The organism is Mycoplasmopsis anatis, from assembly GCF_900660655.1.
GTDB classification, from domain to species: domain Bacteria; phylum Bacillota_I; class Bacilli_A; order Mycoplasmatales; family Metamycoplasmataceae; genus Mycoplasmopsis; species Mycoplasmopsis anatis.
This window is the reverse complement of record NZ_LR215035.1, coordinates 111,031-124,118: the sequence shown is the minus strand read 5'-3', so window position 1 is coordinate 124,118 and position 13,088 is coordinate 111,031. Positions and strand designations below refer to the sequence as shown.

Annotated in this window: 8 protein-coding genes; 4 read left to right on the top strand and 4 right to left on the bottom strand. The window is 27.0% G+C overall.

From position 1 onward, the window contains the following. Positions 1-176 precede the first annotated feature (176 nt). The 3 genes from EXC66_RS00540 to pfkA all read left to right on the top strand — a co-directional run bounded on the left by EXC66_RS00540 (position 177) and on the right by pfkA (position 2,565). Positions 177-1,007 (top strand): hypothetical protein, encoded by an 831-nt coding sequence (locus EXC66_RS00540; protein WP_112579176.1) that lies wholly within the window; start codon positions 177-179, stop codon positions 1,005-1,007. Further along, positions 905-1,357 (top strand): IS30 family transposase, encoded by a 453-nt coding sequence (locus EXC66_RS00535; protein WP_129622301.1) that lies wholly within the window; start codon positions 905-907, stop codon positions 1,355-1,357. Before EXC66_RS00540 ends, EXC66_RS00535 begins: the two co-directional genes overlap by 103 nt. Before the next feature lie 230 nt (positions 1,358-1,587). Continuing rightward, complete coding sequence (gene pfkA / locus EXC66_RS00530; RefSeq protein WP_006886948.1) at positions 1,588-2,565, top strand: 6-phosphofructokinase; 978 nt, start codon at positions 1,588-1,590, stop codon at positions 2,563-2,565. Positions 2,566-2,708: 143 nt separating this feature from the next. On the opposite strand, the gene EXC66_RS00525 is transcribed toward pfkA, so the two are convergent. Then, positions 2,709-5,996, bottom strand: a complete 3,288-nt coding sequence (locus EXC66_RS00525; protein ID WP_006886949.1) for a DEAD/DEAH box helicase — start codon at positions 5,994-5,996, stop codon at positions 2,709-2,711. 166 nt (positions 5,997-6,162) lie between these two features. On the opposite strand from EXC66_RS00525, the gene lepA reads away from it, so the two are divergent. After that, positions 6,163-7,959 carry a translation elongation factor 4 gene (lepA, locus tag EXC66_RS00520; RefSeq protein ID WP_006886950.1) on the top strand — a complete coding sequence of 599 codons (1,797 nt, stop codon included), beginning with the start codon at positions 6,163-6,165 and terminating at the stop codon, positions 7,957-7,959. A 94-nt stretch (positions 7,960-8,053) separates the two neighbouring features. Here the strand turns inward: lepA and EXC66_RS00515 are convergent, their stop codons facing one another. The 3 genes from EXC66_RS00515 to EXC66_RS00505 all read right to left on the bottom strand — a co-directional run bounded on the left by EXC66_RS00515 (position 8,054) and on the right by EXC66_RS00505 (position 13,047). Beyond that, positions 8,054-11,107, bottom strand: a complete 3,054-nt coding sequence (locus EXC66_RS00515; RefSeq protein WP_006886951.1) for a type I restriction endonuclease subunit R — start codon at positions 11,105-11,107, stop codon at positions 8,054-8,056. A gap of 13 nt (positions 11,108-11,120) precedes the next feature. After that, positions 11,121-11,762 (bottom strand): restriction endonuclease subunit S, encoded by a 642-nt coding sequence (locus tag EXC66_RS00510; protein WP_112579178.1) that lies wholly within the window; start codon positions 11,760-11,762, stop codon positions 11,121-11,123. Positions 11,763-11,922: 160 nt separating this feature from the next. Continuing rightward, a complete protein-coding gene (locus tag EXC66_RS00505; protein WP_006886953.1) occupies positions 11,923-13,047 on the bottom strand; it encodes an Mbov_0401 family ICE element transposase-like protein in 1,125 nt (374 codons plus the stop codon). Positions 13,048-13,088 lie beyond the last annotated feature (41 nt).

Sequence of the window (13,088 nt, the reverse complement as noted above, 5' to 3'; positions counted from 1 at the left end):
CAGCATTTATTAAACATTGCTAACTAATAATTATTTGTGTTATAAGTGAGTTAGAAAACAAATTGTATTATAATTTCGTAAAATAGAAAAGTCATGCGACCATTATCGCATGACCGTTTTTATTTATTGGGTCTTTTAGTAAAATAATAGTGTCCAAAAATACGAAAGGACCCAATATGATTATAGCAAATATTAAAAATTATCTTGATAAAGTTGTGTGTATAAAAAATAAACAAAAACACCTCACAAATACTCATTATTTGATAAAGAATTCTGATGATGAAATTAGACCATTACATTCAAAAGTTATAAAAACTAGACTATTGAAAGAAAATCAAATGAGCATCCTTCATTTTAATGAATGTCTAAGATTAATCAAAGAAAATAAAACCGTCTCTCAAGTTTCAAGTATTGTCGGATTTCAAACAAAAACTATTAAAAAACTATTAAAAATTTCTACAACAAATCAAGGCGATTTTGTTAAGAAATTTAAGAAAGTTTGTCGCAACTGCGACAATTATATTAACTATGTTAATTACATAGATTTTAATTTATTAGCTGAGCATTTGATATTTTATAAATCAAAAAGAACTAGGCTTCATTCAAAAACTATTCAAAACAAATGAAAAAATTTTGTTAGATTTTGAAATGATGAGGTCAACTATTTTAGAAAAAATAGATTTAGTAAGGACTTTACAAAAAGAGCTATAAAAGTTTCTGCTAAAGCGATCGTTAATAAATTTAAGAAACTGTATCCTAACAGTTCTTGTCCTACTGCAAGCACTGTATATAAGTGCTTAAAGTCAAATGAGTTTTCTTTATCTATAGATATTTTGCAATTTCTTTCGGTAGGAAAATACAAAAAAAGAATTAAAAAACTCAAAAAAGTTCTCTTAAAAATGCAATCCGAATTCATCAAAGACCTGAGGAAGCTAACAACAGAACAACTGAAGGACATTATGAACTTGATACAGTTATTGGTAAACGTGAGGACAAGTATTGTTTAGTTACTGTTTTAGATAGAAAATCTAGAAAACTTTATTCAGTTAGATCACTAAAGACTTCTCTAGCAGTAAAGAAATCGCTAATTAAAATTATCGAAAATAACAAATTGAGAATCAAAACTTTAACGATTGACAATGGCTCCGAGAACGTGTTGTTGCACGAGGTTATTAATCAAAACAATTTATACAAATGTGACGCATACTGCTCATATCAAAAAGGTTCTATTGAGAACATTCACAGACATATCAGAAGATATATTGCTAAAGGAATTTCTATGGATAAATTTTCCGATGAACAAATTCAAATAATGATCAATAGAATTAACGAATATTTATCACTTATCTCAAAATAATATTAAAAAATTTAAAAATCGGTCATGACCGATTCTTTTGATGTGCTTTTTTAATTAAAAAATCAATATAATTATAAATATTGAAGCACTATCGTACTTCAAGCTCTTTAAATAAAAATAATGGTCGCATGACTTTTCCACTTTATATGTATTATAATTTAAACAATTAATTATTTAAATATAGTAGAATATTTAAACTTAAATACTTTGCAAAATTAAAGGAGTGATAAATGAGAAAAATAGCTATTTTAACTTCTGGTGGTGATGCACCTGGAATGAATAGTGCAATTAGAGCAATTGTTAAGTCAGCCAGAAATAACGGAATTGAACCTTACATTGTTTATGAAGGATTTAAAGGTCTTTACCACAATAATATTGTGAAAGCAAATAAAATTGATTTAGATTTTTATAATTCAATCGGTGGTACATGTATTTACTCAGCAAGATTCCCAGAATTTAAAGATCCTCAAGTAAGAGAAACAGCAATAAAAAATCTTAAAGAAAATGATATTGATGCTCTTGTAGTTATTGGTGGTGATGGAAGTTACATGGGTGCTCAATTATTACATGAATCTGGAATTAAAACCATTGGTTTACCTGGTACTATTGATAATGACATTGCTTCAAGTGATTTCACTATTGGTTATGATACAGCCTTAAATACTGTTGTTGAATCAATCGATAAAATTAGAGATACAGCAAATTCACACAAAAGAATCATGATTGTTGAAGTTATGGGAAATCAATGTGGTGATTTAGCACTTTGAAGTGGTTTAGCAACTGGTGCTGAAATTATTTCAACAAGTTCATATACACTTCCTGTAGAAGAAATTGTAGAAAGAGCTAATGAATTAGTTCAAGATAAAGAACGTCGTTCAGTAATGATTGTTGTTAGTGAAAAAAGATACGATATTGCTGACTTATCTAAAAAAATTGAAGAGAGAACAGGTTGAACAACAAGAGCAAACTCTCTTGCTCACACACAAAGAGGTGGAAAACCAACAGCACAAGAAAGAATTCTTTCTTCACTTTTAGGAATGAAAGCTGTTTCATACTTAATTAGCGGAAAGAGTGGTATTGCATTAGGAATTTTACATAATGATATTGTTGCAACACCTATTTTAGAAGCATTAAAGATGAAATCATCATCTAAAGAAAAAGAAAAAGAAAGAGCTATAGCATTTGCTAAATTAAACTCAGCTAAATAATTATTAAAGTAAACTACTAAAGACACACAAAAATTTCCAAAATAATCTTGCCTTCTTTAGTTATACTTTGACGGTACAGACGTATTAGCGTTTGTATTTTTTTATTTAAAATAAAAATCATAGTCATTAAGACTATGAATAAATTATTGATTTACAATTGTCAATAAATATTTTTGAATTGCATTTGCATCTTCTCTGAATCTAAAATTACTAATTGTATAGATGGGGTATTCTTTAGATTTGATAAAATCATCTTTAAGTTTAAGTTTTAAGACATCTTCAACTTCGATGTAACAACTTGTGTCATCTAGAGCTAACCCAATTAGCAACTTACGTGTTGCAGTATCGATAATAGCAATATCAATTGTATATGAACCAACTCTATAATCTGATATAAATTCAACATTTTTATCGAAACGAATTGTTTTGAGTCAATTTATAATTGTATTTTTAAAATTAGGAGAAACATGTTGAATTAATTTATTATTTAGACTTGTGTACGATTTTTGCTCAGCTGAACTAAGATCAAGGAATTTAAGTCATTTTTTAAATGTATAAAGGTTAGTTGAACCTGTATTATCTACTAAAATATCCGACTCATAAATCGATTTAACAACAATCATTTTATCTTTAGCACGTGTAATAGCAACATTCAATGCATTTCTTCCACCTTTTGTACCAATGTAAGTGCTGCTTAATGTTGAATCTTTTGTATATCCAACACTTACTATTACTAAATCCGCTTCATCACCTTGAATATTTTCTAAGTTTCTAAGCAATATTTTATCTTCTAGTTGACTATAAAGTTCTGGGTGTTGTCCTGCGATAATTTCTCTAATATAATTTTGTTGTTTTTTATTGAAAGCCAAAATAATCATTGAATCATATTTATGAATATTTTCTGATGCTAATTCAACAACTTTTCTGGCTTCTTCAGCATTTATATTATCTTTTCATTTACCGTTTACATTCACTACTTCAAAACAGTGTTTTTCTGTGTAACCATATTTATCTAAACCTTTAAGTTTAGATTCATAGAATTCTTTAGAGCTGAATAGAATTAATTCACTTGAATTACTTCTATAATTCATTTCTAAGAATATTTTTTGTATAGCCATCGAACTAGCTCAATCTAAAAGAGACTTTACTTCTTGTTTTGAATATTCATCATCCGAGTCATCTCTAGAGTTAAATCAATTAGTTGGCTGCATTTGTTGATCATCACCAGCGATGATAACCTTACCTGTCACTCTACCTTTTGCATCTTGTGTTAAGCATGAGATATATGGTAATGCTTTTTCAAAGAAAATTTGTGAGGATTCATCAAAAATAATGTAATCAAATTTATCTTTCTCAAAATCAATAAAGTTTGATAATATTTCAGGGTTACCAACAAAAACGTTGTATAGTTTCTTAATTAAAACATTATATTCACTTGTTAATAACTGTGGAGAGCTAATACCTCTATTTACTTTTGCAATGAATTCTGTTAATTCATTTTTTTCAGTTTGTGAGAAATTATTAGCGGTTTTTTTAATGTTTGCAACTACTCTCTTATACATATTTTCAAGTTCATCTCATGTGACATTTGAATCATTTCTTGAATCATTAAATGATTTGAATCTAGCTTGAACTTTATCAAATGATTTAAAGGTATTAAATTTATTAATTGAAGAAATAACAATTAAATCTTCAATGTTATATTTGTACAATCTTTTTTGTAATCTGTAAATTTGTTTGATTCATTTTAAGTATTTTCTAATTTTGAATCAATCTTGAATAATTGTTTCGGGTTTATCTTTGATAACAGTTTTAAATTTAAATAATTTACTATTTTTAAAGAATATTTTAGCTTCATTGAATTTCTTGAATAATTTTGTTTTTAGATATGTCTTGATATATCAATTATAAACACTTCTAAATTGAATCATTGATTCATAGTTATTAATTGTTCTTTGAAGTTTTTTGATATCTTTTTTATCTTCGTTTAACGTATCAACTTTTTTAATTCTGAAATATGCATCAAGTTCTCTTTCGGTAAATTGGCCTAGAGCATTTTTAGCTTCAAAATAGTCAAGTTCTTCATCAAAAATGAATTTTTCATGACTTTTTACTAGTTTTTCATTTTCATTACTATCTTGAACTTCTCTTCAAAGTCTCATAATTGGTTTGTAGAAAAATTCTTTTTCAAACTTATTAGCTCTATTTGATTCATTAAATTGGAATACTAAATCAGAATATTTACCCATTCTTTTTAGAACAACATCTAATGCTGATTTCTTTTGTGAAATAAATAAAGCTTTTTTGTCATTATTTAAGATATTAACAATAATATTTGCTATAGTTTGAGATTTACCTGTACCTGGAGGACCTGCAATAATAACTGAATCGTTCAATGACATTTGAATTGCTTTTTCCTGTGAAAAGTCAGTTTTTGCAACACGAATCAATTTAGCTTTTTCAATAATGTCCTTTTCAACAACACTTTCTTTGTTTGTTAAAATATCTGATTCTACAAGATTGTCTATCTTCCCATCATAAATTAACTTTTCTAATGCTGAACGAAGTTTTGTTCCTTGAGGATGGCAAACTGAAAGTACAATACCCTTTGTAACTGTAGGACTTACAAACTTGTTACTTAAACTTTCCTTATCGTTTTCCTTAAATGGTAATAGTAAATCTTCTTCCTTTATCAAATCATCTAAGACAAATTCTGTTAAATGTTTTCTAAGTTCAATAACAGCATTTTTAATAGACATGTCGCTTAATTTGATATCTGAAACATCAATTTTTTTATTCAACATTTTACTAATAGCAAAAAGCATCTTTTCATTTAGTAAAATGTCGCTGCTTCTATTAACTAAGTAAATCTTACCTTTGTTAATTTTGATATTAACTTCTTTAAGAACAAGCGGAGCATAACAATATTGATCATTTTTGGCATAACCAATAAAGAATGTTCCTATGTATAAAGGTCAAACTCCTACTTCTGTATAAATTTCTTGAATTTTGTTGTCATTTAATTTTCACTCTTTAATCAAATTATTGTGAGCGTTAGTCAATTTTTCAGCTACTGGTGCTAAATTTTTCTTAAATGATTTTTTTAGATCTTCATCAATTTTTTTACTTGGTTTATAACCACATTCTTCTGCTCATTTTGTAAATTCTTCATAATTTTTAAGTTCATTAATTCTGCTGATTTGTGAATCATTAAACATTGAAGTTATTTCGATATTAAATTCAGCATTGTTAAAAATCGTTTGAATATGTTCTTTCTTAACAATCTTTAATAAATCTTGGTTAATTTTTGATAAGTGATAAAAAATTGCATTATCACCATGTGATTTTATATCTAGTAAATTATTCAATAATGAATTGTATTTTTCTGTGTTTATTGGCATCTTATTATCTTTTTTATTTAACTTCAACATTGTCCCCCCTATACTTTGTATCTATATTATAAATGAAAATCTTTAACTAATTTAATTAATTAAAAAAAGTTAATTTTTCCTTTCACATTCTCAAATTTAAAACTCATTAATACACTAATTTTCTGTTTTTGTAATATCAAAATTTAATTTATAATAATAAATAACTATGGATAAATCAAAAATAAAGAATTTTTCAATAATCGCTCACATTGACCATGGTAAAAGTACCTTGGCAGATAGAATTTTAGAATTAACTAACACTGTTGCAAAAAGAGATTTAAAAGAACAATTTCTTGATTCAATGGATCTTGAACAAGAGCGTGGAATAACTATTAAATTAAATGCGGTCCAACTAAAGTATAAGGACTATATTTTTCATCTAATCGATACACCCGGACATGTTGACTTTACCTATGAAGTTTCTAGATCGCTTGCTGCTAGTGAGGGAGCATTGTTAATTGTTGATGCTTCTCAAGGTATTGAAGCTCAAACATTAGCAAATGTTTATTTAGCAATTGAGAACAATCTTGAAATAATTCCTGTTATTAACAAAATCGATTTACCTTCTGCAAACGTTGAAGAAGTTAAAAGAGAAATTGAAGAAGTGATAGGAATTAGTGCTGAAAATGCTGTTCTAGTTTCTGCTAAAACAGGAGTTGGAGTTCCTGATGTACTTGAAGCAATTGTTAAATATGTTCCATCCCCAAAAGACGCAGATGATACCAAACCACTAAAAGCATTAATTTTCGATAGTTTTTTCGACCCTTATCGTGGTGTGGTTATGTTAGTAAGAATTTTCGAAGGTAAATTAAGTGTTGGAGATAGATTCAAATTTATGTCTAACAATGAAGAATATCACGTAATTGAACTTGGTATTAAAAATCCAGTTGAAACAAAAAAAGAGTTTCTTGAAGCTGGTGAAGTTGGATGAGTTAGTGCTGCAATTCGTGATGCAAAAGAAGTTAGTGTTGGGGATACAATCACACACGTCGATAATCCAACTTCACATGCATTGGCCGGATATAAAAAAATGAAACCAGTTGTATACACTGGATTTTATCCTATCGATACTCGTGATTATTCAGAACTAAAAGAAAGTCTTGAAAAAATTTCACTTTCTGACTCATCAATTACTTGAGAGCAAGAAACATCAAAAGCCCTCGGTTTTGGTTTTAGAGTTGGATTCTTAGGAATGTTACACATGGAAATCCTTCAGGAAAGACTTGATCGCGAATATAATGTTGGTATTATCGCAACAAGTCCTTCAGTTGAATATAACGTTCATTTAACTAACGGTGAAGTTGAAAAAATTTCTAACCCTACACTTTTACCTGATAAATCTATAATTGAATTTATTGAAGAACCATACATTGAAGCAAATATTTTTATTCCTAATGAATATATTGGTAATGTAATGGAATTATGTCAAAGTAAGAGAGGAATTTATAAAAATCTTGAATATATTGACTCAAAAAGATCTAAAGTTATTTATGAAATGCCACTAGCTGAAACTATTTTTGACTTTTTTGATAGGTTAAAAAGCACTACTAAAGGGTATGCTTCATTCGAATATGAATGAATCGGTTATAGAGAAAGCGATTTAGTTAAAGTTGATATTCTTCTTAATGGTGATAAAGTTGATGCATTCTCAATTATTTCTCACAAAGATAACGCTTATGCTTCAGGTAGAGAATTATGTGAAAAGTTAAAAGAGGCTATTCCAAGACAAAATTTTGAAATTCCCGTTCAAGCAACAATTGGTGGAAAAATTATTGCTAGAGAAACAATTAAAGCTTATAGAAAAGATGTTACAGCTAAATTATACGGAGGTGACGTCACACGTCGTCAAAAACTTCTTAAAAAACAAAAAGAAGGAAAAAAACGTATGAAATCTCTTGGTTCTGTTGAAGTTCCGCAAGAGGCATTCCTTTCAATTCTTAAAACTAACATCGACAAGAAATAGAGCAGTTTATACTGCTTTTTTTATATCCTTAAATCCTTTCCCACTTAGCAGCATAAATAAAATCACAATTTCATTAATTGTGATCTATTCATTATTATAAACCGAAGAATTCATCAATTAATCTCTTTAGTCTATCTATTACCTTTTCTTTTTTCTTTTGTTTATCATTATTCATTCTTGATAATTTAGGTAAAATGTTGTTTAGTTGAATTCCATTAGGAGAAACTTGACCTTTTTCGATTGATTGAACAATAAAGTTTAATGCTTCCTCATTTTTATTGTTCAAATTTTCTTCAACGATAAGGTTCTGTATTTTTTGTTCACGTTTTTTAGATGCAAACTCATAAAACTCGGTTAAAATACTTTGCTTTCCACGTAATGATAGTAAATTTTGAGTATCTAAAAATTCAATTATAAGTTCTTCTTTTGCTCTATAACCAGCACTTGATTTAATATATCTTCTAATTTCTTCTTTAAGAGTTGTAATATCTTCATGATCTTTTGACTTTTCAATAATTAAATTAAAAATATAATCTAAATTAATTTCATCAGTTTTCAATAATTCAAGATGAAACTCTAAATACGGAATATCACCAGATATTTTCTCTTTTTGCTTATAGTCTCGTTCTTTAATAAAAGATTCTCTTATGTCAAGGTAAACACTTTTAAAATCTTGCTTTTCACGTTCAGAAATAATCGCTTCACTATTATGAAAGTCATCGAAGTTTCTTAGAATATTCTCTAATCTTAAAAATTCACCAAATGTTTTAACGAATTCAATTTTTTCTTTTTCAGACTCAATTTTAGTAGGTTCAGAAAATTGTGTTTTAAGTTTGTTGCACACCTCTTCATAACCAACTACATTTTTACTGGTAAGTTCATCTTTGAAACCTTTCATATATTGCTCATAACTTTTTTCAAGCATAACATTAAGGCTATTTTTATCTCCAAAGGTCATAACAGCATCTTCAGTAGCTTTTTGAAGATCTCTAAAACAAACAATGTTACCAAAACTTTTAACTTCATTAAATATACGATTAGTTCTTGAAAAAGCTTGAATTAATCCATGATATCTTAAGTTTTTATCAACAAAAAGCGTATTTAAACTTGGAGCATCAAAACCTGTTAAAAACATACCAACAACAATTAATAAATCAATTTCTTTATTTCTAACTCTTTTAGAGAGATCAGAATAATAATTTTGAAAACCTTTAGAATCAGTAGAGAAGTTTAGTTTTTCATTAGAGAACATTACATTATAGTCACTAATAACTTTTTCTAAAAATTCTCTAGAAGAATTATCTAGAAATTTTGTTGGTTCATCTAACTCCTCGTCAGATAACTCACCAATAGCATCTTGTTTCTCATTTGATGAAAAACTAAAGATCGTTGCTATTCTAAGTTTTTCATTCGGTGATTTATTTTTTTGTAAATTGTTCAATATAGCATAATATTTCTTAGCTGTTTCAATGTTTTCAACCGCTAACATAGCATTGAATCCAGTTAGCTTCCTGTTTTTATATGTGTAAGTAACTCCACGGTGAGTTTTTTCATTATAAACTTTTAGAATGTGTTCACTAATCTTAGTAATTCTTTCTAAATTACCTAAAACTTCTTTTTCGAGTAATTTTAACTTTTCTTCATTTTTTTCAGTTTCACTATCTTTATATGTGGTTGAAACATTACAATAATCTACCTTAAATTTTAATACTTTACCATCTCGAATCGCATCAGTAATTACGTATGAATGTAATAATTGACCAAAAACAGTACTAGTTATTTCATTACCTAAAGCGTTTTCAGGGAATATTGGTGTACCTGTAAAACCAAATTGGTAATACTTTTTAAATTTCTTGGTAATAGTTTTTTGTATCTCACCAAATTGTGAACGGTGACATTCATCATAAATCAATACACAATGTTTGTTAAAAATTGGGTGATTGGAATTTTTATTAATAAAATGATTGAGTTTTTGAATTGTAGTAACAATAATTTTCTTATCTGTTGATTCAATAGATTTTTTAAGTGCAACTGTATCACGAATAGATTCAACACTATCCTTATCAAATTTTTTATATTCATTTACAGTTTGATAATCTAGATCTTTTCTGTCTACAACAAAAAATACTTTATCAATAAAATCTAAATTTCTAGCTAAATTAGCTGTTTTAAATGAAGTTAAGGTTTTACCTGAACCAGTGGTATGCCAAATAAATCCACCACCTTCAACACTACCATATCTCTTATTTTCAAAACTTGATTTTATTTTTCATAATATTCGTTCAGTTGCTGCAATTTGGTATGGTCGCATTACTAATAACTTATTTTGGGAAGTAAAAATGCAATATTTAGTAATAATTTCAAGTAAAACTTTTTTCTCAAAGAATGTTCTTGTGAAATCGACTAAATCAGGAATAACACTATTTTTTGAATCTGCTCATTCACAAGCAAAATCCATACTGTTTCTACCATCGCTATAGTTGTTAGAAAAGTACTTTGTGATAGTTCCATTTGATATAACAAAAATTTGTACATATTTATACAATGAGTTTGTTGAATTAAAACTTTCTTTACTATATCTATTTATTTGATAGAAAGCTTCTGAAATAGGTCTTCCTCTTGATTTTAATTCAATATGAACAAGTGGTAAACCATTAACTAATATTGTGACATCGTATATATTAAGATGTATACCATACTGTTTAAATTGATTGATAACTTGTAAGGTGTTGTTTGCTAAGTTATTTTTATCAATTAATTTAATATTAACTTTTCTTTCATCATCAAAAGTAAAGGTTACAATGTGATCTTCTTGAATTTGTCTAGTTTTGTCAATTAGTGTATGCTTAGGATTTGTAAAAACTTCCTCACTAAATCTTTTTCATTCGTTTGAGTTAAATTCTACTTTGTTTAATTTCTCAATTTGAAGTTTGAGGTTGTCAAGAAGTTGCTCTGGTTCCTTAAGATTTTCTAAGTATTGATAACCTTGGCTCTTGAGTGCTTTAATTAAATAGTTTTCAAGTGCTTCCTCACTTTGGTAACTTTGACTCTCATTACCAACGGGTTTATACTGTGCTAAAATAATCCCAGTATTTAACTCTGCGATTGTAGCTAGTTTTTTAACTTTATTATCAATAGGATTAGACATAAATCCTCCGTTATTATTGTTTAGGGAAATCTAATAATTTATTTTTATAGTATTCATATTGTTGTTTTCTAAGTTTAATTTCTTTAGGTAAAGAGTTTTTAGTTCCTTCTGTCAACTCTGAAAATCTATCAAGTATTTTTACGATTTTGTTTTGTGTATCTATGGAAGGAATTGGGATTTTAATTGATGAAACCATTTCAGATGTAAAAAGAGGTATTGTACCAACTATTGAGTTCTTTAAGTTAACAGAATCGTAAGTAAGATAATAATATAAAAATTTTGGCAATAATTTTTGCCCACGCTTAACACTTAAAACACCACAGTGTGTTGTAGCAGAAAATTTTTCATTTCTATAATAAAAAGTACCTGCATAATAGCCATCCGTTGTTCATGTAACATATTCACCATCAAACATATAATAATTAAGTTTGCCTATTTCCCCATTATTGGTTGTTTGAGATGAGTAAACGGGATATTCACCTTTATTTTCATCCATAATTTTTTTAGTTATTTTCGTTCCTCTTTTTATATCACAAACTTCTCCAATAGTTTTTCACTCAACTTTTTCTGCTTCTTCAAGTATAGAAAGATATTCTTTACTTAGTTGCCTCGCAACGTCTCTCTCTCTCTCTCTCTGGGTTATGTGTATTATCAAATACTAATAATTTAGGGTCTGGTAAAAAATGTGTGGAAAAATAAATACATTTAATAAAACGATTTATTACTAATCAAATTATATAACATTAACCCAAAAAATTAAAATCAAAAATCTAAGGACTCAAAATCCTTATTTTTATTAAAAACAAAAAAGATTATTAAACAAAACTTACATTTACTTTACCTTGTTTATTTCAATTAAAAATTCTCATTTTTATTTCATCAATACTAATTCTGTTAGTTTCAGTTGTAAGTTTTCTTTTGATAACAGAAATATTAGCTTCAGATTGACCAGTACGATTTTGATAATAAAAATACTTAACATTCCTATTAATTTTTATGAACTTAATTATTTCAATTCTTTTGTTAAGTTCTATATTTTCATCATGTGATATTTCGGTAAGTAAATTAATAATTGAAGTATTATCATTTAATTTAACATAGTCTTTTAATTTATAAAAAATGTTTGAATATTTTGTATTATGGAAAATTTTATAGTTAAGACTATTCTTTCATTTTGTTCGATAACCGATAAGTTGAAAAAGATTTTTACTATAGTGAAAGGCATCATAAACTCAAATTGCATTTAATTTCTTTGCTAAGTTTCTAAAACTGCTAGCACCGTCAGAATAGACAACAACCTTACATCTTCTGTTAGAAATTCAGGTTTTATACAGTTTTAAAAGCATTTTCAAAATATAGTTAATATTTTTATCACATACAATAAACGTTTGCGACTTAAGCAGTTTATTATGTTTGTTTATTAAATTTATCTTAACTAAAGTAAGTTTTATTTTATTATTTTTTGAATTGTAAGTATATTTATAAAAATCATCAATGTCTATTTGAACTGTTTCAACATCATTAACTTTTGATATTTCATCTTTTAGTGTTTGTAAATTTGATAGGTTAAGATAGTAATTTAAATTCTTAACACTCATTTTAATTTTAAAATGCTCAATAATATTTTTTGCAGACTCTTTATTACATTTTAATAATAAGTTTATTAATTCATTTGTAAAGTGTGTTTTGGTTGTATAAAGATATTTATAATCTTTAATTTGTTCTGGTAAGAACTTAACAAGTTTTTTATTTACTTTATCATAATAAAAATAAATTTCTAAATACAGTTTTTCACCTGAAGAATTAATTATTGACTTAATTTTCTTGTGGTGGAATCAATAATTAAGTTGTTTTCTCTTAGTTTTATTGGAATAAAAATTTTTTTGGATTTTATTTAAGCTTTTAACAATCGCTTTATTTAACTCAGTTATTTTATTCATAACTAAATTTTAATAGAAAAGCTTTTATAAATGAAATTACG